The organism is Thermococcus coalescens, from assembly GCF_055392585.1.
Window position 1 is genome coordinate 1,923,658 of sequence record NZ_AP043764.1, and the last position, 19,341, is coordinate 1,942,998.

General features: G+C 55.9%; 16 protein-coding genes. 5 read left to right on the top strand and 11 right to left on the bottom strand.

What is annotated here, in order from left to right; genetic code table 11:
* The first annotated feature begins 40 nt into the window (after positions 1-40).
* Positions 41-1,345, top strand: coding sequence for an MFS transporter (locus ACZ5M3_RS10755; protein ID WP_464839555.1), 1,305 nt, complete (start codon positions 41-43; stop codon positions 1,343-1,345).
* A 2-nt stretch (positions 1,346-1,347) separates the two neighbouring features.
* On the top strand, positions 1,348-2,217 hold the full coding sequence (locus tag ACZ5M3_RS10760; RefSeq protein ID WP_464839556.1) for an alpha/beta hydrolase: 870 nt from the start codon (positions 1,348-1,350) through the stop codon (positions 2,215-2,217).
* A 15-nt stretch (positions 2,218-2,232) separates the two neighbouring features.
* On the opposite strand, the gene ACZ5M3_RS10765 is transcribed toward ACZ5M3_RS10760, so the two are convergent.
* The 5 genes from ACZ5M3_RS10765 to ACZ5M3_RS10785 form a co-directional block, all read right to left on the bottom strand.
* The gene (locus tag ACZ5M3_RS10765) at positions 2,233-3,462 is read right to left on the bottom strand and encodes an ABC transporter permease (RefSeq protein WP_464839557.1); all 1,230 of its coding nucleotides are present in this window, start codon (positions 3,460-3,462) and stop codon (positions 2,233-2,235) included.
* A complete protein-coding gene (locus ACZ5M3_RS10770; RefSeq protein ID WP_464839558.1) occupies positions 3,459-4,349 on the bottom strand; it encodes an ABC transporter ATP-binding protein in 891 nt (296 codons plus the stop codon). The genes ACZ5M3_RS10765 and ACZ5M3_RS10770 overlap by 4 nt, the downstream gene beginning before the upstream one ends.
* Before the next feature lie 240 nt (positions 4,350-4,589).
* Positions 4,590-5,213, bottom strand: a complete 624-nt coding sequence (tmk, locus tag ACZ5M3_RS10775; protein ID WP_297089866.1) for a dTMP kinase — start codon at positions 5,211-5,213, stop codon at positions 4,590-4,592.
* A gap of 102 nt (positions 5,214-5,315) precedes the next feature.
* Positions 5,316-6,023: a phospho-sugar mutase gene (locus tag ACZ5M3_RS10780; protein WP_464840923.1), complete on the bottom strand. Its 708-nt coding sequence runs from the start codon at positions 6,021-6,023 to the stop codon at positions 5,316-5,318.
* Positions 6,024-6,033: 10 nt separating this feature from the next.
* Complete coding sequence (locus tag ACZ5M3_RS10785) at positions 6,034-7,119, bottom strand: sugar phosphate nucleotidyltransferase (protein ID WP_464840924.1); 1,086 nt, start codon at positions 7,117-7,119, stop codon at positions 6,034-6,036.
* 224 nt (positions 7,120-7,343) lie between these two features.
* On the opposite strand from ACZ5M3_RS10785, the gene ACZ5M3_RS10790 reads away from it, so the two are divergent.
* From ACZ5M3_RS10790 to ACZ5M3_RS10800, 3 genes are all read left to right on the top strand, one after another.
* Positions 7,344-9,221 carry a phosphoenolpyruvate carboxykinase (GTP) gene (locus ACZ5M3_RS10790; protein WP_464839559.1) on the top strand — a complete coding sequence of 626 codons (1,878 nt, stop codon included), beginning with the start codon at positions 7,344-7,346 and terminating at the stop codon, positions 9,219-9,221.
* Between the two features lie 97 nt (positions 9,222-9,318).
* Positions 9,319-11,817 carry a maltodextrin phosphorylase gene (gene malP, locus ACZ5M3_RS10795; protein WP_464839560.1) on the top strand — a complete coding sequence of 833 codons (2,499 nt, stop codon included), beginning with the start codon at positions 9,319-9,321 and terminating at the stop codon, positions 11,815-11,817.
* Positions 11,818-11,981: 164 nt separating this feature from the next.
* On the top strand, positions 11,982-13,274 hold the full coding sequence (locus ACZ5M3_RS10800; protein ID WP_464839561.1) for a sodium-dependent transporter: 1,293 nt from the start codon (positions 11,982-11,984) through the stop codon (positions 13,272-13,274).
* A 41-nt stretch (positions 13,275-13,315) separates the two neighbouring features.
* Here the strand turns inward: ACZ5M3_RS10800 and ACZ5M3_RS10805 are convergent, their stop codons facing one another.
* The 6 genes from ACZ5M3_RS10805 to dcd form a co-directional block, all read right to left on the bottom strand.
* Complete coding sequence (locus ACZ5M3_RS10805; protein WP_464840925.1) at positions 13,316-15,037, bottom strand: glutamate--tRNA ligase; 1,722 nt, start codon at positions 15,035-15,037, stop codon at positions 13,316-13,318.
* A 74-nt stretch (positions 15,038-15,111) separates the two neighbouring features.
* Entirely contained in the window at positions 15,112-16,503 is a 1,392-nt protein-coding gene (dnaG, locus tag ACZ5M3_RS10810) for a DNA primase DnaG (RefSeq protein ID WP_464839562.1), read from the bottom strand.
* Positions 16,500-16,901, bottom strand: coding sequence for a toprim domain-containing protein (locus tag ACZ5M3_RS10815; RefSeq protein ID WP_464839563.1), 402 nt, complete (start codon positions 16,899-16,901; stop codon positions 16,500-16,502). The genes dnaG and ACZ5M3_RS10815 overlap by 4 nt, the downstream gene beginning before the upstream one ends.
* 74 nt (positions 16,902-16,975) lie before the next feature.
* Positions 16,976-18,250 (bottom strand): TIGR04013 family B12-binding domain/radical SAM domain-containing protein, encoded by a 1,275-nt coding sequence (locus ACZ5M3_RS10820; protein WP_464839564.1) that lies wholly within the window; start codon positions 18,248-18,250, stop codon positions 16,976-16,978.
* A 66-nt stretch (positions 18,251-18,316) separates the two neighbouring features.
* On the bottom strand, positions 18,317-18,520 hold the full coding sequence (hpkA, locus tag ACZ5M3_RS10825; RefSeq protein ID WP_297089880.1) for an archaeal histone HpkA: 204 nt from the start codon (positions 18,518-18,520) through the stop codon (positions 18,317-18,319).
* A 336-nt stretch (positions 18,521-18,856) separates the two neighbouring features.
* Complete coding sequence (dcd, locus tag ACZ5M3_RS10830; RefSeq protein ID WP_464840926.1) at positions 18,857-19,327, bottom strand: dCTP deaminase; 471 nt, start codon at positions 19,325-19,327, stop codon at positions 18,857-18,859.
* Positions 19,328-19,341 lie beyond the last annotated feature (14 nt).

Consider the following 19,341-nt stretch of genomic DNA (forward strand, 5'->3'; position numbering starts at 1 on the left):
TCCTTTTGACATAAGCCTGTCAAAATAAGGGGGTGAAACCGTGAAGAGAAAGGGCTTCAGCTGGGGCGTTGTTCTCGGTCTTGCCCTGTTGGGCTTCAGCAGGAGCACGGGATGGGCACTCAATAAGGGACTTTCGTTCCCGTTGCTCTCCAGTTACACCGGTTCGGCCTTTGTTAAGGGAACCATCCTGGCCGTTGAGGGCTTTATCGGCCTCTTCATACCGGTTCTCCTCGGTTACTACAGCGATACACTCAAATCAAAGCACGGCAGGAGGAGACCCTTTATAATGGCGGGGGGCCTTCTGGCCGGAATCGCGGCGCTGATGATATACACCGGCTACGCGATGGGTGTTCCCCTCTGGGGCTTTGCCCTGACGTTGGGCTTCTTCTATCTCTCAATGCACCTCTACACCGCCCAGTACCGCGCCCTGATGCCGGATACAATCGAAAGCGGTCAGAGGGGGAAGGCGAGCGGCGTTATCACACTCCTTGAATGGGCCGGCAATCTCTTCCTGTTCGGTCTGGCGGGATTCCTGATAGCGAAGGCGGTCGCAGAAACCGGAGAAAACGAGGGAATAAAGGCACTGGCCCAGACACCATATCTAAAGATCCCCTTCATTGTGACCGCGACCTTCCTCATAGGTGCGGCCCTCTTCGTGTACTTTATCGTCAGGGAGCCCGAAGCTCCCGGAATCGAGGAGGATGAGAGCCTCTGGGAGTACCTCAAGAGCATCGTTGAGAACCGCGATTTCCTCAAGTTCTACGCGGCACAGACGCTCTGGTGGATGAGCTTCGAATTCATAGCCATATTCCTCTACGGAATCCTCGCCTACATCCTCTACGGCTCGGCGACCGAGGAAAACATCAAAGCCGTTACCTCCCTCGGCCTCTACCTCATGGCGCTCTTCAACATAACGGTTCTCCTCGGGGCCCTTCCAGGGGGTATAATCTACGACAAACTCGGAAGGCGCCTGAGCATAATCCTCGGGGGAATTATATTCGCCCTCCCCCAGCTCTGGGGATGGTTCATAAAGAGCCAGACGGAGATAGTGGTTGCCCTTGGAGTCGCAGGATTGGGCTGGGGAGTGCTCATGGCGGCCTCGTACCCTGTAATCGGCGACCTGCTCACGAAATTCGAGAGGGAAGCATTTACGGGGAGGTATTACGGCTTTTTTGAGGCCACACGCTCCCTCCCGGTTCTGCTCGCGGGAATCATCGGCGGTGCAATAGTTGACCTCGCCGGTGAGAACTACAGGGTGCTCTTCCCGATCGGGGCCCTGCTCGTCCTCCTGGCGATGCCGATGATATGGTACATGAGAAACCTCGATGTTGCGGAGGAGGGTTGAGTATGGTCTGGCTTGGTGTTTTAATTTTTATCCTTCTGGCTTTCCTTGCCTTTTCGGCCTTTGTTGCATACAAAATGGCCAAACCGCCGCGCTTTGTGGGGGACTGGACGCCCAGAGACCTTGGCTTTGACTACGAGGACGTTGAGTTCACGACCGAAGATGGCCTGAGGATCAGCGGCTGGTGGGTGGACAACGGGAGCGACAAGACCGTTCTCCCGCTCCACGGATACACCAGGAGCAGGTGGGACGGGGTTTACATGAGGGATACCGTTGAGTTCCTGCTTGGAGAGGGCTACAACGTTCTAACCTTTGACTTCAGGGCCCACGGGAAGAGTGAGGGGAAGTACACGACGGTGGGAGACAAGGAACTGCTCGATGTTAAGGCGGCCGTTAAGTGGTTGAAGGAGAACCACCCCGGGCGGGCTCAGAGGGTTGCACTGATAGGGTTCTCGATGGGTGGAATCGTTACGATACGCGCCCTCTCTGAGATTGAAGAGGTCTGCTGTGGGGTGGCTGACAGTCCGCCCATGTACCTTGACAGGACCGGCGCTAGGGGACTCAAATACTTTGCAAAGCTTCCCGAATGGCTCCACATCTTTGTCCGTCCGTTCACAAAGCTCTTCAGCGGTGGCGAGGAGGTACACCCCATAGAATACGCTGACAGGGTCAGAAAGCCCCTCCTCCTCATAGCCGGTGAAAGCGATCCCCTGGTGAAGGTCGAGGAGGTAAGGGAGTTCCACGAGAAAAACAGGGGGCTGAACCCCCACGTTGAGCTGTGGGTGACCGATGCCCCCCATGTCAGAACGCTCAAACTCCACCCGGAGGAGTGGAAAAAGAAAGTTGGGGAGTTTCTCAGGAAGTTTCTGGCGTAGTCTCTTTCTCTGTTTTTATCCCAGTCTCTTTATCGCCCAGTTGTAGAGAACCACCGCTATCAGGAGCATCCCAAGGGCGCTCACAGCCACCCACACAATGCTGGGCAGGATTTCGCTTGTCGGCCTGTGGTAGAGCTCCAGCAGGCGGAGGCTCTTCAGCGCGGTTCCAAGCGGGAAGTAGTTCGCTATGGGCTTCGCCCACTCTGGCAGTATGCTCGCCGGGATGACGATGCCGGCCAGGAAAAGCAGGGGCATCGATATGAGATTGACTATCGCGTTCGTGGCCTTTATGCTCCTCGTCCCCATGGCTATCGCCAGCCCGAGGCTCATTGAGAAGGCCGCCGCGAGGAATATTATAAGCCAGCCGAGAGCGCTCGGAAAGACCGTCTCCCCGAAGACCAGCTTTGCGTAACCTATTCCGATGAGTATGCTCACGGTTATGACGATGAAGGTCGAGAGCATCTTTCCGGCCAGGAAGTCCCACGCAGTTGCCGGCGAGGCCGCTATGCGCCTCAGAGTCCCGTGCTCTATCTCTTCAAGCGTTCCGGAGCCTATCATGAGCATCGTGGCGAATAGGAACTGAATCCCGATGAAGCTCGTGACGTAGAACTGAATGGCGGAGGGAGTTTCCCCCCTCACTTCCCTCTCTTCAAGCTCAAGTGGGTTTGCAAGACCGATGAGGTACCTCCTGAAATCATCGATGGTTAGGTTTCCGGCGAGGTTTGCCGGGATGTACTTTTCCATGTAGCTCAGGGTGATGTTGAGCTTCCTCTCGCTCATTTCCTTCTCGAACTCTGAGAAGAAGCCCTTGATGACGCCGCCCACTATCTGGTAGTTCTGGGGGTCGCTCCTGTCAAAGTAGACGTAGACCTTCGCCTGAAGGCCGCTGGAAACGTTCTCCCCGAAGCCCCGCGGGAACACAAGAAGGGCATCTATCCTTCCCGTTCTAACGGCCTCCACACCCGCGCTCTCGTTGGGGTATCTCTCGATGTTAAAAACGTGGGCGTTCTCCATTGTCACGTTTTCCATGACGTTAACGATGTCCCGCGCGGTAAAAGCGGCGCTCTCGTTGAAGTATACGACGCCAACGTCAACTGTTATAGGCGGGCTGTGGCCGCCCCAGATTCCTCCGAGCAGGGTGATCCACATGAGCGGGAATACGAATATCCAGAAGAGGGCCATCTTCTCCCTTCTGGTTTCCCTCAAATCCTTGCCGATTATGGCCTTGATGGCTCTGGCTTTCATTCCAGTCCCCTCCCGGTGAGCTTTAGGAAAACGTCCTCAAGGGTCGGCTCTTCAACCCTTATCATCCGTATCTCGCTCTCCGCTTCAACGAGCAGTTCAACGACCCTGGGGAGGGCGGTCTTTGCCTCCTCCACCCCGATCCTGAGAACCCCCTCGCGCTCTATCGTTCTCGGGAACTCCCCCCTGACGAGCTCTGTGCCCTTCAGGATGCCCTCGACGTGTATCACGCTCTCCTCCCCTGCAAGGGACTTCAGCTCGTCGGGAGTTCCGACCGCTATTATCCTCCCCTCGTTTATTATCGCCACCCTGTCAGCCAGTGCCTCGGCCTCCTCCATGTAGTGGGTCGCGAGGAGTATCGTCCGCCCCTCCTCGCGGAGTCTTCTTATAAGGTTCCAGAGCTCCCTCCTCGACGGCACATCCAGGCCGGCGGAGGGTTCGTCGAGGATGAGGAGTCTCGGTTCGTAGAGTAGCGCTATCGCCAGATTGAGGCGCCTCTTAAAGCCGCCGCTCAGCTCCCTGGCTTTCTTCTTCGCGGGTAGGGAGAACTCCGAAATGAGCTTTCTTACCCTCTTCCTCGGTGCGTCGTAGAGGTCGGCGTAGAAGTGCAGGTTCTCCTCAACGGTCAGGAGGTCGTAGGCCACGCTCTCCTGGGGCGCGTAGCCGATCAGTCTCGCGGTTCCCTTTGTGAGGGGCTCACCGAAGACCAGTATCTCTCCGGAGTCGTAGCCCAGCCCCTCGGCTAGAATCCTTATGAGAGTCGTCTTTCCAGCCCCGTTTGGTCCAAGGAGCGCGAAGACCTCGCCCTCTTCAACCTCAAGGTCTATCCCCTTAAGTGCCAGAAAGTCACCGTAGCTCTTTTTCAGTTTCTTAATCACAAGCGCTTTCATCGGCTCACCTGTTATCCATTTTGAACATCATTAGATATAAACCCTAGAGAAACTCTGACATTCAGAACGGCCTCGGCTAACCCTCTTCTCCTCACCGCTCAGCGTGGCTAACGCTCGTCATCGGCCTGAGTGAGTTGATGCCAAGGTTTTAAAAAGAATCCGTCGAGAAGAGAGGGGGGATGAAGAGCGTTTACCGGTCGGATCGCTACCGGATGAAGAGACTGGCACTGGCCGACCCCATCACTTCTTGAAGAGTTCGTGCTCGACCAGCGCTACTATATCGTTGTGGATGTCCTCCACACTGGCCAGGGCGTTCACTATTCTAATCTCAGGGAAGCGCTCGGCCAACTTGAGGTAGTTCTCGCGCACCCTCTTCTGAAGCTCCGCTATCTTGTCGAACTCGGTCTTTATGCTCCGTCCGTTGATGCGCTTCATGCTCTCCTTAACGGGCAGATCTAGGAGAATCACAAGGTCTGGCCGTATCGCGAAGCGGTTCAGGTCGATTAACCACTCAAGGTCGAGTCCCCTTGCCCACTGGTAGGCGAGAGACGAGTAGAAGTAGCGGTCTGATATCACCACCTTTCCCGCCTCGACGGCGGGTTTTATCAGCTTGCTTACGTGCTCCGCCCTGTCGGCGGCGAAGAGAAGCGCCTCAGCCTCGTGGCTTATCCTGGCGCCATCGATTATACCCTCTCTCCCCCCGGTGAGAACCAGCTTTCTTATAAGTTTTCCAAAGGCGGTATCAGTTGGTTCCTTTGTTAGAACAACGTCATAGCCTTTTTCCTCAAACCACTTTGCCAGAAGTTTTGCCTGGGTCGATTTACCTGCGCCATCGATGCCCTCCATGACTATAAATGCTCCCACAGATGTCACCCCCAAAATTAACGCGAAGATTATAATGAACCCCTCCCTTTTAACGCTTTTCTCTTAAGGATTTTTAGTGGGTTTAAAAGGGAGGGCAAAAATTTAAAGGTTCTTCTTCATGTGGTCGAGGAGCCTCCACATGCTGCCGAATTCGAGTTCCTCACCGTCTTTGTAGAACTCCACGATGCCCTCGGGTCTAAAGCGCAGTCCGAAGTCGTACTCACCCTTCTGGAGCTTGTGCATGAAGACCTCCTTGGGCTTTGGCGGGAGGTAACTCGTCATCATGTCGTTTATCAGGTCGACCTCAAAGCCGAAGTGGTCGCTCATGCGCGGGAAGAACAGCACGGCGGGAGTGTTCATGGCGTCAACCAGCGCTTTGCCCTCCACCCTGAAGTTGTAGTGCTTGAAGACCTCGTGGAGGAAGTCGTCCAGGGCGTTTGGGTAGTACACGGTCGCCCCGATGTCGTTCGGCTGGGCCTCGATGAAGCTCTTGCTTTCCATTATGGCCCCTATCTCGTCGCTGTCTATACCGCTGACATAGACGCGGACACCGCCGTAATAGTAGACGTACGCCAGGGGAAGACCCTTCCTGTGGGCAAAGTCCTTCAGCGCTATCAGGGGAATAAGGCGGACGTCCATTATGGTCGAACCTGTGCTGACGATTCCAACCACCATCGCGCGCTTTCCGTACCTGGATATCGCCCTGCCGTCCCTTCCAACTATTATCGTACCGTGGGATATCGTTCCTATGGCCCTTCCGAGAAGGGCGAGCTCCTCAGGGTTGAACCTCTGGGAGTAGTACACTTCCACTTCCACCACCTCAGTCCGGGAGTATTATACTTTCCTTACCAATCCTCGACTCCACCCAAATCTTGACGTTGGAGCCTATCTTGCTGAAGTCCTCGATGAGCGTGTTGTCGCCTATAACGCTGCCGGGCTGTATAACAACACCCTTGCCCACGTGGACGTTCTCTCCTATTATGGCCTCCTTAATCTCGGCACCCTCCTCTATGACCGCCCCTGAAAATATCACCGAACGCTCTATTTTAACGTTTCTGCCGATTTCAACGTCGTCTCCGAGCACTGCGAATCCTCTCACCTCTGGTCTCCTCAGTATGCAGCGCCTGCCGGTTATGAGGGCGCCGCCGTACTCAAGATTGCCCTTGAGGCTCTCGGTTCTGAGGCCGGGCAGGAGCAGTCTGCCCAGAAAGACGTCCTCGGTGGCCTGGAGATAGCTCGACGGTCTGCCGACGTCGTTCCAGTACTCGCTGAACGGAAACCCGTAGAGTGCCAGGTCGTTTTCAAGCATCCTTGGAAAGAGATCCTTGGAGAAGTCGAAGTTCTTTCCCTTGGGAACCAGGTCAAACGCTTCCGGCTCAAAAACGTAGATTCCCGCGTTAACGAGGTTGCTGAAGGCCTCTTCTGGCTTTGGCTTCTCTTTGAAGCGTAGTATCCTTCCATCTTCGTTGATAACCGCGATGCCGTACTGGCTGGGGTCGTCAACCCTGGAGAGTGCTATGGTAGCGAGGGCCCTCTTTTTGCGGTGGTACTCGTACAGTGCCCTAAGGTCGAGGTTGGTGAGCACGTCGCTTGAGACAACGAAGAATGTTTCGTCGAACTCCTTAACGACCTTTTTCGTGGCGCCGGCGGTTCCAAGCTTCACGTTGTCCTTGTTGGAGTAGTGTATCCGGACTCCCCACCGGCTTCCGTCTCCGAAGTAGTCCATTATGCGCTCCTTTAGGTATCCGACGAGGACGTATATCTCGTCAACGCCGGCTTTTACAAGACTTTGGACGGCGTATTCCATCAGCGGCCTGTTGAAGAAGGGTATCATGGGCTTTGGCCTGTAGACGGTTAGTGGCAGCAGCCTCGTGCCCTTGCCTCCGGCCAAAATCACTGCCTTCATTACGTGCACCACTGGGGTATATCACCGTTAGTTAATATACTTTGCGCCGGACGTAGGGATATGGACATCGATCACTAAACCTGGGCATCGCATGCCCTCATTGTGACGACCGGCGGCCTTTTTCCGAGGTATCGCGGCAATTGAAGCTCCGGATTCCATTTCACGCTGGTCACAACGACGAAGAATTTTTAAGCATGAATCCAACTCCCATCGGAGGCGATATTATGAACGCCTTGGAAAGGCTTGAAAAGCTCCTTGATAAAGAACAGTTTGAAAAAATCAGGGCGATAGACAATCCCGAACTCCACGAGTTTCTGGCGGACTGGATTGAATGGCTCGAGCCGGATAAGGTTTTTGTATGCACCGACAGCGAGGAGGACGAGAGCTACGTTCGCTGGAAGGCCCTCTATTACGGGGAGGAAAGGCTCCTCGAAACACCGAACCACACCGTTCACTACGACAACTACTACGACCAGGCCAGGGACAAGGCCAACACCAAGCTCCTCGTTCCGGGCGGAAAGGAGATTCCCTTCCTGAACACGAAGGACAGGGACGAGGGTCTGAAAGAGATACGGGAACTCATGAGGGGCATAATGAAGGGTAAGGAGCTCTTCGTGTGCTTCTTTGTCCTCGGACCCAGGAACTCGGTATTTACAATTCCGGCCGTTCAGCTCACCGATTCGGCCTACGTGGCTCACTCCGAGTTCATCCTCTACCGGAAAGGCTACGAGGAGTTCAGACGCCTTGGCAGGCAGGCCAGGTTCTTCCGCTTCGTTCACTCCGCCGGTGAACTCGATGGGAGAAAGACCAGCAAGAACCTCGACAGGAGGAGGATTTACATCGACCTCGTGGGCGAGACCGTCTACTCCGTCAACACGCAGTACGGCGGAAACACCATCGGCCTTAAGAAGCTCGCCTTCAGGCTCACCATCCAGCGCGCCGTCCGGGAGGGATGGCTCAGCGAGCACATGTTCCTGATGCGGGTCAACGGCCCCGACGGGAGGAAGACCTACTTCACCGGCGCCTATCCGAGCATGTGCGGAAAGACCTCCACCGCCATGATAAGCTGGGAGAACATAGTCGGCGACGACCTGGCATTCATAATGCCCTTCAACGGTGTCGCAAGGGGAGCCAACGTTGAAAAGGGCGTCTTCGGCATCATCCAGGGCGTCAACCCCGAGGACGACCCGATTATCTGGCAGGTTCTCCACTCCCCCGTCGAGATAATCTTTTCCAACGTCCTCGTCAAGGACGGTAAGCCCTACTGGAACGAGATGGGGGTGCCCATCCCCGAGGAGGGCGAGAACCACAGCGGAAAGTGGTGGCGCGGAAAGAGGGACAGGGAAGGAAACGAGATACCGCCCAGCCACAAGAACGCCCGCTTCACAGTCAGCCTTGAGCACTTCCCGAACGTCGACGTGGAGGCCCTCGAAGCCCCCTGCGGCGTCGAAATAGGTGGAATGATATTCGGCGGCCGCGACAAGGACACGTGGCCCCCTGTCAGGGAGGCATTCGACTGGAAGCACGGCGTCATCACCATGGGCGCATCACTGGAGAGCGAGACGACGGCCGCAACCCTCGGAAAGGAGGGCGTTCGTGCCTTCAACCCAATGGCCATACTCGACTTCATGAGCGTTCCCCTCGGAGAGTACATCGAGAACTACCTGAAGTTCGGGGAAGGACTGAGGAAGGCCCCGAAGATATTTGCGGTGAACTACTTCCTCCGCGACGAGAAGGGCAACTGGCTCAACCACAAGCTTGACAAGGCGGTCTGGCTCAAGTGGATGGAACTCCGCGTCCACGGCGACGTCGATGCCATAAAGACGCCGATAGGCTACATTCCGAAGTACGAAGACCTGGCCAGGCTGTTCAAGGAGGTTCTCAACAAGGACTACAGCAGGGAAGACTACGAGAGGCAGTTCACCATAAGGGTACCCGAACTGCTCGCGAAGATTGAGCGCATAGAGAAGATCTACCGCGAGCGGGTGAAGGAAGTCCCGGAGGAACTCTTTAAGGTTCTGGAGGAAGAGAGGAAGCGCCTCCTTGAGGCCAGAAAGAAGTACGGTGACTACATCAGTCCCTTTGTCCTTGATGGGGAATGAACCTTCCTTTTCCTCTTTTCGTCAAACGCCGAGCGGCAAGACTTTTTAAGGTTGACCCCAAATATTTATCACCCATGATGATACACGGGTGGTTGCCATGGTAGAACTTGACACCTGTACCCAGGATGTAATCAGGGAGAAGCTTCCCCATCCGCTGAAGGACCTGGCGGAGCTGGCGTACAACTACTGGTGGAGCTGGAACAGGCGCGCCACAAAGCTCTGGGAGTATATCGACCCGGAGCTGTGGCAGGAACATAAGAACCCGGTTAAACTCCTTCTCGACGTTCCCCAGAGCCGTCTCCGCGAGCTTCTCAAGGATGACGATTTTATGAACCTCTACGACCTCGTCACCGAGCAGTTCGAGGACTACATGAACCCCTCGTCCACCTGGTTCTCCACCAACTATCCCAAGTGGGACAAACCTATAGTGTACCTGTGCATGGAGTACGGCATCAGCAGAAGCCTGCCCATCTATTCCGGCGGTCTGGGAATTCTCGCCGGCGACCACGTGAAGACCGCGAGCGACCTTGGACTTCCCTTCATAGCTATAGGGCTTCTGTACAAACACGGCTATTTCAGGCAGGAGATAGGAAAGGACGGGAGGCAGAGGGAGGTCTTCCCGGAATACAAGCCCGCTGAGATGCCCATCAAGCCGGTTCTTGGCAAGGACGGGAAGCCCCTGTTGGTGGAGGTTCCCATAGAGGACAGGATCATTTACGCGAGGGCCTTCGAGGTCACGGTCGGGAGGGTGAAGATATACCTCCTCGACACCGACGTGCCCGAGAACAGTGCCGACGACAGGACGATATGCGACTACCTCTACAACGCGGAGATAGACAAGAGGATAAAGCAGGAGATACTCCTCGGAATCGGCGGCATGAGGCTTCTAAAAGCCCTCGGAATAGAGCCCGGTGTGGTTCACCTCAACGAGGGACACCCGGCCTTTGCGAATCTCCAGAGGATGGCATGGTACATGGAGGACGGGCTTACCTTCACCGAGGCCCTCAGCATAGTGAGGGGCACGACAGTTTTCACCACCCACACCCCGGTTCCGGCGGGCCACGACAGGTTCCCCATTGAGGAAGTCAGGAAAAGGCTGGCGAAGTTCCTTGGGGGCAGGGAGGAACTGCTGGAGCTCGGTAGGGAGGGCGACCAGCTCAACATGACCCTCCTGGCTATCCGGACGTCGAGCTACGTCAACGGCGTAAGCCAGCTCCACGCAGAGGTCAGCAAGCGCATGTGGAAAGACCTCTGGCCTGACGTTCCCACAGACGAGATACCCATCGAGGGCATCACGAACGGAATCCACACAATGACGTGGGTTCACAACGAGATGAGGAAGCTCTTTGACCGCTATCTGGGCAAAATCTGGCGTGAGCACACAAACCTCGAAGGCCTCTGGTACGCCGTTGAGATGATACCGGATGAGGAGCTCTGGGAGGCGCACCTCGAAGCCAAGAGGCAGTTCATAGAGTTCCTCAGGAGAAAGGTCATGAGGCGGAACGAACGCCTTGGAACGGACGATCCCCTGCCGGACATGGATGAGAACGCGCTCATAATCGGCTTTGCCAGGCGCTTCGCAACCTACAAGCGCGCCACCCTTCTGTTCACAGACCTTGAGAGGCTGAAGAGAATCCTCAACGACCCCGAAAGGCCGGTTTACCTTGTCTTCGGCGGAAAGGCTCACCCGATGGATGAGGCAGGGAAGGAGTTCCTTAAGCGCGTTTACGAGGTCAGCCAGATGCCTGAGTTCAGGGGCAAAATATTCGTGATGGAGAACTACGACATGGGCAGCGCAAGGCTCATGGTGGCGGGCGTTGATGTCTGGCTCAACACGCCGCGCAGGCCGATGGAGGCGAGCGGGACGAGCGGCATGAAGGCGGGACTAAACGGCGTCCTCAACGCGAGCATCTACGACGGCTGGTGGGTCGAGGGATACAACGGCAAGAACGGCTGGGTCGTTGGGGAGGAGACAACGGAGCCTGAAACCGAGGCCGACGATGTAAAGGATGCGCAGGCCCTCTACGATCTCCTGGAGAGGGAGATAATTCCCACATACTACGGCAACCGCGAGAAGTGGATATACATGATGAAGGAGAGCATCAAGAGCATAGCGCCGCGCTTCAGCACCCACAGGATGGTCAAGGAGTACGTCGGAAGGTTCTACGCGAAGGCCATGAGCAACCACATCTGGCTGACCCGTGAGAACTACAGGGGGACCAGAGAGATAGCCGCGTGGAAGGAGCGCGTCATGGCATCCTGGGACAAGGTGGTCATTGAGCACATCAAGGTCAGGGAGGATCGGAGCGGCTTTGAGGTTACCGTGTACCTGGACGGGCTGGCACCGGAAGACGTTAGGGTCGAACTGTACTACGGTGTCAAGGCCGAGGGCTACCACGTGGAGAAGCCCTACATCATTGAGCTGAGGCACCCAAAGAAGCTCGGCGGGGACAGGTGGCTCTACACTTACGAGGGGACGGCACTGAGACACCTCGATAACCCCTGCTGGCACTACGCGCTCCGCGTTTATCCCCACCACGAGAAGTTGCCCCACAGGTTCCTGCTCGGTCTTGTCAAGTGGCATGGTTTAGAATGACCCCACTTTCTTCAATTTTCCGAATTTTTGACCTCATGTTACTCTGGGGCAGAATGACATTCCCAAAGGAGCTGAGGATGTAAATTTTCGTGAGATTCCGAAAAGTTACTCTTTTAACCCTAAACAATTCTAGTGAAACGAATGAAATCATTGGGGGTGGAACCATGGACGAGGTTAAGAAGTGGACCCTCTATCTGATGTTCCTGGTGGCGGGCTTTGCGACGGGGATAGGGACGCTGGGGCTCTTCCCGCAGTTCTGGCTCCAGTACGGAATAACCGGAATGGCAGTCCACGTGGCCTTTCTGGCACTGTTCACGTACGTGGCAATACTCGAGGCAGAGGTCGTCATGAACTCGGGCTACTACTTCGTTGAACTTTACAGAAAAGTGGCCAAGAGGCCCGCAATGATAGTGACAATCCTCGCAGCGGTGGTGCTCTTTATATCGTACTACGCCGCCAACGTCATGCTCAGTATCCTCTCACCGGTGGTCGGAACCGGGACTGTGGGCAGGCTCATTGCGAAGCTCCTGATGCTCGCGATAGTGTTCCTGATACTCACCCGTGCCAAGGAAAAGACGTTTGCCATAATGGCCGTTGGTTCGCTGGTCTTTGTCGTGTCGGTTGTCATAACCGCGATAGCCTTCAAGACGCAGATACCCGAGAACGCAACGTTTCTGGGGCTGGCAAAGCACATGCTCATAACCACGACCCCCATCACGCTTGATCTCATCAGGGACGCCGCAATGAGGGCCATCTACGGCGTGGGGCTGGGGTTCGCGTTCTACCTCATGCTCGGCAGCTTCCTCAACGAGCGCTTCAACCCCAGGATCATCATAGGGACGGGCATCCTCATCCAGCTCCTCGTCAGCCTCCTGTCAACCGTGATAGTGGTCTATGCCATAGCCCCGACAACCCCTGAAAGGCTGCTGAGCTACGTCTACGGGGGCGACGAAGGCGCCATAGCACTCATGGCGGATCTCCCCAACATCCTCTCGGGCTATCCCGTCCTTCTGGGACTGATAGCGATATCCCTGTTCTTCGCCGGCGTGACCAGCCTCCTTCCAACGGCGGAGGTTGGCCTTCAGATCACGGAATCCCTGCTTAAGATCGGCAGGAACAGAGCCGCTGTCTACATCATAGGTGCCGCCGCCATCATAGGTGTCCTCGACTCGGTACCCGCTGTTGCGGACATGGCCCTGAAGACAGTCACGGCCACAACGTTCTTCACCGCAGTGTATGAGCTGTACCCGGTGATGACATCCAGAGAAAAGCCATCCCTCCGGGCTATACTGGGAGGAATCGCCATCGTGATGTTCCTTATCGGCGGTGTCTATGCCGTGGTCACCGACTTCAGGGCGGGAGGGCTCTACATCGCTTCGGGACTGCTGGCGGTGGCACTTGTCGTCTTTGGTGTCCTCGGCGACAGAATAGTTCCCCTCCAGGAGGAGGCCATCTGAGCCTCCATTTTTATTATTGCAAAAAGAGAACAGAAGGGGCATCATTTGTGGGCGAATATCGCGACGGTCTTTTCTGGGGTAACTTCGTCGATCCTGACGAAGCCGAAGCGCTCGAACTGGACTATGTCGTCCACTTTGAGCTCTGCGTCACTTTCCAAGAGGCCCTTTCTGATTATCAGCTCGTCTCCCTCGGGAACGAGAACCTCGCAGGGCTTTCCTTCAGTGACCCAGTGAACCATCCTCCAGCGGTTCTCCCTGGCAACCTCGTACTCGACGCTGTGGAACTTCACCCTAATCCCGTCCTCGCTTACCTCAATTATCTCGACGTTGAAGAGGTCCTTCAGGCGGACAAAACTGCCCGGCTTGAAGAGCTCCATGTCGTCCCTTGAGACGTAGACTGGCTTACCCGGCTCGAATTTGAGCTTTCTCGTTCCCCTCTCTGGGTAGTCGGGGTGGAGCGGTATCTCGGCTGTGAACTCTTTGGCCCCCTCCACGTACATTGGAATCGGGTCTGCCACGAAGAAGTACCTGTTGGCTATCGGCTCGATGATGTGCCTGTTTATCGCCGCCAGATTGTCCCAGCTTATGGTCGTGTCGCTCCTCTTCAGGCCGACCTCGATGATGAGCTGCCTTATTGCTTCCGGCCTTATGCCGCGCCTCTTGAGGGCCCTTATGGTTCCGAGCCTCGGGTCGTCCCAGCCGAGGTACTTGCCCTCCTGGATTCCCTTCCGGGTCTTGGACTTGCTGAGGATCACCCCTTCGATGCTCAGCCTTCCGTGGTGGACGGTGACCGGATACTCCCAGCCGAAGTAGTCGTAGATGTAGCGCTGTCTGGTCTCGTTCTCCGCGTGCTCCTGACCGCGGAAGATGTGGGTGACACCAAGCTCGTAGTCGTCTATGGCCGAGGCGAAGTTGTAGAGGGGCCAGACGCGGTACCTGTCCCCAACGCGCGGGTGGTCGGGGTTGTCGATTATCCTCAAAGCGGGCCAGTCCCTAACTGCGGGATTCGGATGGTTCAGATCAGTCTTTATCCTGACGACGGCTTCCCCTTCCCTGTATTCGCCGTCCAGCATCTTCCTCCAGCGTTCGAGCTGAACCTCCACAGGCTCATCCCTGTGGGGACAGGCGATTCCCTTATCCCTGAGCTCGCGGAACTTCTCGGGCGGGCAGGTGCAGACGTAGGCTTTTCCGCCCTTTATGAGCCTCTCGGCATAGTCGTAGTAGATTTCCAGCCTATCGCTGGCGATGTGTATCTCGTCTATTTTGAATCCGAGCCACTCCAAATCCTCCTTGATCCACTCGTAGAATTTCGGTTCTGGCCTCTTGACCTTTGGGTCGGTGTCGTCGAAGCGGAGGATGAACTTGCCGCCGTAGAGCCTCGCGTACTCGTGGCTGAGAATAGCTGCCCTCGCGTTGCCCAGGTGGAAGGCCCCATCCGGATTGGGGGCAAAGCGGGTGACCACCTTACCCCTCTCGGCCCTGGGGAGGGGTGGGAGGCCTTTCTTCTCCTCCTCCTTTTTGGCCTTCTTTGCCTCAAAGAACTCCGGATAGATCTCCCTCAGCTTGGCCTCCTGCTCTTCGGGGCTCATGCCATTGACTCTCTCAACGATTTCATTCACGAGGGGGATTATCTCCCTCGCTTTGGGTCTCAACCCGGGGTTCTCACCCAGAACCTTTCCGATGACGGCCTTGGCGTTTGCCTTCCCCTTGTGGGTGTAAGCGTTTATGAGCGCGTACTTCAGTATAAGCTCCTCCACGTTCATTCTCCTCACCGGGGGGAGAAAGGCGGGAGTGGTTATAAAGTTAGTCCTCAGGAAGGGAGAAAAGATGGCGGAGCTCACTCCGCAAAGGTAACTATCTTGAGGTTTATCGGCCTTCTGACGACGTTGTACTTCCTCGCACCAACGAGGTACTTGACGCCGCTCTCGCTCACCGTGTCGATGAGGCGCTGGGTTATGACGCCGTTGAAGACCACAGCGTAGACGTCCTTGCGTTCCTTAAGCTGGTTGGTGAGCTCCCTGACTGGTATCTCCGCCACGGTGTTCTTGTCTTTGTCGAGGAGAAGTGCCATGGACTCCTTGGACGCCTTGACCTTCTCTATGAACTCGCCGAACTCATCGAGCTCGCTCGGCTTTGGCTGCTGGATGGGCCTTATTATGCGCTCCTCCCTTCTGGGCTCCGGTTGTGGTTTTCTCTCCTCGGCCTTCGCGACCGGTGGGGCTGGGGCGGGGGCTGGGGGTTTGGCCTCCCTCTTCTCTTCCCTGGCCTTGGCCTTCTCCTTTTCCTTTATGACGTCGTAGAAGTTCCTTCCCTTGTAGAATATCTCCGTTATGACCTGTTCGGCCGGAACCTTGCTCCTGAGGGACTTGACTATCTCCTTCTTGGTCAGCTCCTCGACTTCCTTGCCCTCCGGCGCGCGAGCCACGTAGTCAACATCTGCCACCTGCAGGAGCTCCTTGAGAATGAGCTCGCCGCCTCGGTCGCCGTCCGTGAAGGCGGTAACTATTCTCTCCTTGCTGAGCTTTATGATGGTCTCGGGAACGGAGGTGCCCTCCACGGCGATGGCGTTCTTTATGCCGTGCTTGAGCAGGTTGAGAACGTCCGCCCTGCCCTCAACGACTATGATTGAGTCTGAGAACGGCACGTGCGGGCCTGCCGGGAGCTTCTCCGGACCGTACTCAATGAGCTCCTTGGCGCGAACGGCCTTCTTAACTTCTTCCGTCAGCTCCTGGGTTTCCGGTATCTCCTGCTCCATGAGGCTTTCGAGTATCTCCTTGGCCCTCTCTATTATGTACTTCCTCTTGGTCGCGCGGACGTCCTCGATGCGGAGAACCTTTATCTTGGCCTCGGCGGGACCAACGCGGTCGATGGTCTCAAGGGCCGCCGCCAAAATGGCCGTTTCAACCCTGTCGAGGCTTGATGGGACGGTTATCGTTCCGTAGGTCTTTCCGGCCTTCGTGTGAACTTCAACCCTTATCCTTCCAATCCTTCCGGTTTTCTGGAGTTCCCTCAAGTCGAGATCGTCACCCAGGAGGCCCTCAGTTTGACCAAAAATAGCACCAACGACGTCGGGCCTTTCAACAATTCCGTTCGCTTCGAACTCGGCATAGATTACGTACTTCGTGGTTCCAAATTCGTCTTTGGCTGACATACCACCACCCTCTTTCCGTTTTTCAAACTTCTGCTTTTCAGCCAAAATGTGGTGAAGCACTGTCTTCTTCCTCTTCATCGAATCCCCTCCGTCAGGGGGTCAGAAACGGAGACAACCTTAAGGTACAAGCCGTAGAGGTCCTCAATCCCTTTAATGTCCTTCTTTGCTATCCTCCTGAGCTCTCTGCGCGTTTCTGAATCGACCCTGCAGGGATACCCCTCCAGGTACTGGAGGAGCTTCCTTGCGAGCTCTTCGCCCTTTCTGTCGAAGTCAGTAAGTATCATGACCTCTTTATATGATGACGCGATGAGCGCAACTTCCGTTAACGGGAGGCGTGAGAGCCTTATTATCTCCGCCCTGACCCCCAGATTCCTCAGAGCCACCTCGTCTCGCGGGCCCTCCACGATGAGGGCTCCCTCAAACTCTCGCAGTTTATCTATAAGCTCCAGGAATCTTTTATAGTTTTCGGCGTACATATTGCCGTCGGTTAGGTAACGAAAGAATGGGGTTATAAGCTTATTGGATGATTTTTGACGCCTTCCTGTCTACATCAGCACACGTTGCGTACGGGCACCGTGTGGCTCATGGGCTCCTCGTAGAACTCGTCCATAAGTTTCTGGAGCTTTCTGGAGAGTTCAATCTGCTTGCCCCATGACCCCTCTATCTTGCCCTTCGCGGCCATCCTCCCCAAAAAGCGCTTCATCTCCTCGCTTAATGGGGAAGGCCTACAGCGCGCCCAGGGCGTCCCGGGGAGCGGCATGAAGTAGTGAGCCCTCACCTTTCCGCCCTTCCTCATAATCCACTTCATCAGCTCGATGCTTTTGTGCTGGCTCTCCTCGCTTTCGTTCGGAAGACCGACGATGAAGTCAACGACCGGCTCAAAGCCGTACTCAATCATGTATTCCACCGCCCGCTGGACGTGCTCGACCCGGTGAATCCTGTGCATGGCCTTCAGCATGGCATCGTCCCCGCTCTGCGCCCCTATCGCCAAGCGCCTGTTGTCCGCGTAGTCGATGAGGAGCTCAAGCGTCTCCGGAAGGACGAACTCGGGCCTTACCTCGCTTGGAAACGTGCCGTAGAACAGCCTCCTGCCCTCTTTCCTCAGCGGCTGAAGCGCCTTGAGAAGGGCTTCGAGCTTGTTGAGCTTTAGAATAGCCCCCGGAGAGCCGTAGGCAAAGGCGTTGGGGGTTATGTAGCGCATGTCCCTCATCCTCCGGGAGTACTTTACGATCTGGTCTATCGGCCTGTGCCTCATTCTCAGCCCCTTGATGTAGGGCGTCTGGCAGTAGTAGCAGCCGAAGGGACAGCCGCGGGTTATTTCTATGGGGGAGATCAGGCGAACGCTCTCGGGGTAGGGGGGAAAGCGCCAGAAGTCCTCAACCTTGGCAAAGCCCGTAAAGACGAACTCACCGTTGAGGTAGAAGGCCAGTCCCCTGATATCAAGGAGCTCCTTTGTAATTCTATACCCCGTCCTTTTCAGCACCGTGAGCAGCCGGTAGAGAACCTCCTCCCCCTCCCCGATAGCCGCTATATCAAAGCCGAGCTGATTGAGCGTATGTTTGGGCATCGCTATGGCGTGATAGCCTCCCGCTACAAGAAGTGCTCCGCTTCTTTTCAAGAGGCTAACTTCCTCGGGCAGGGAGCCCCATATCTCCTCAGTGAAGAAGGAGTACAGAACCACCTTTGGCTTTGTCCGAAGTATCTCCGTGAGGTCCTTGGTTATCAGGAGCTCGTCCAGGTCAAAGCCCTGGCTCTCTAAGGCGCCGAGGAGGTGGACGAACGCGTTGTGGTTTCGCTTGGTCATCCGGACGGCTATCTCGGGCATGTTAAAACCCTGAGAAGAGCCTCTTAAAAATCTGATGACGTGCAAAAATCAAGAAGGAAAGGGCCTTCAGGCCTTGATGGCGAGCTTGATGTCCTCGGCCTTGACGGTCTTTCTGCCAGCGTGCCTGGCGTACTCGGCGGACTTCTTGGCGAGCTCGATGGCGTACTCCTCGAGGTACTCGGCGAGGACCTTGGCGGCCTCCTCGCTGACCCTCTCAGCACCGGCCTTCCTTATAAGCCTGTCAATCGGGGCAATCGGCAACTCAGCCATTCACAACACCTCCAGGAAGGGTTTTTCGGTATTTTTTAAGGAATTGGAGATATATAAACCTTTCGGTAAACGGAGCCGTCTACGTCGATTAGACGGCCGGTGCGCCGTTGAATACAATCGGCTTGTCAAGAGGGATATTTTCATTGACATTTGGAGAAATAGACAACCGATTAAGAGCCCACAGTTCCAGGAAAGGCCACACCCAGATGGTGCCCCCTGCCGGCTATAACCCGGTGATATCGGGGGTAACGTAGCCGACAATCTTTGAAAAATCCCGGTTCACCGCACTTTGCCACGATAAGGCTCAAGAAATAGAATGGGTTAGCGGAAAGCGGTTTATTTTTTCCTCCTCTTTGAGAGTGCCAGGTGCTGGCTTCCCTGGTAGTTCCCGCGGTAGGGGTTTCTGGCCGGCCCTTCCAGCCTGATGAAGGCTATCTGCACGAAGCGCTCCCCGTAGGCAAGCTCAACCGGTTCGTTTGATGCGTTGTAGATTCCAAGGGTCAGGTTGCCGTCCCAGCCCGGGTCAACCCACGCGAACGATCCGAGGAGACCCTCCCTGGCGAGGCTGCTCCTGAGCTTCATGTCGCCCATAACATCGTCGGGAAGCCTGACCCTCTCAAGGGTCAGGATGAGCGCGTACGTCTTGGGGGGGATCTGGACTTTCCCTGCCTCTTCGACGTCTACCAGTTCTCCATTTATGTAAGCCTCCCTCCCAACGCGAAGGTCGTAGCCTGCCGGCTGGAGGGACTTCTCACTGAAGGGTTCGATTAGAATTTCCTTTCTGATTTTCCAGTCCGGGAGCATCATTACCAACCACCGCA